The 555-nt window shown below is 48.3% G+C and carries 1 protein-coding gene; it reads left to right on the top strand.

The window, feature by feature from the left end:
- A partial coding sequence (locus H7U20_RS17745; RefSeq protein WP_233410857.1) for a hypothetical protein occupies positions 1-459 on the top strand: 459 nt, incomplete at its 5' end.
- Positions 460-555 lie beyond the last annotated feature (96 nt).

The following is a 555-nucleotide window of genomic DNA, read 5'->3' as shown; positions in this document are numbered from 1 at the left end:
ATCACGTATCACCAATTCAAGCGCTCAAAGCATGGCAGAAGAAAAAGCCCGAATTATTTGTTAAGCGCGTGTATAACCACACGAGTCTTGACAAGTAGCTACTTCACGACCCCGGAGGCCCTAGAGAGTGCGCGTTTGCCAGACGGAACATTTGATGCGAATGCATTGCACCAAGGTCTTCAAACATACCCAGGTACAAGACCGAACTTCCGCGCCTTTGCTCAAGTCTATGAGATCATGGATGACGTGCCGCATGGTGGTGCTGCTATAGGACCGACGACTGCAAATCCATACTTCAACCCTGGACAATATCCGTCGCTGGACCAAATTTACTTGCAGTCGGAGTTCAAGGGAAATCTGAGGCCAACCCAGTTATATAATCTTTCTAATACGAAGACACCCGCCTACACGCCAATGAATGAAATCCTCAACAATATGCTCAGATGGGATACGCAATGACAAAAACCCCCTGTGTCAGGATAGTTGTCGCGTCATCTGATTTCTCGTAATCGTACAGGGGGCGGAGCAAAGACGGGCAGTGAAACACTATTCAGC

This window comes from Rugamonas violacea, from assembly GCF_016461825.1.
Taxonomy (GTDB): domain Bacteria; phylum Pseudomonadota; class Gammaproteobacteria; order Burkholderiales; family Burkholderiaceae_D; genus Rugamonas.
The sequence above is the reverse complement of the archived record's forward strand: the minus strand, read 5'-3'. Positions and strand labels throughout refer to the sequence as shown.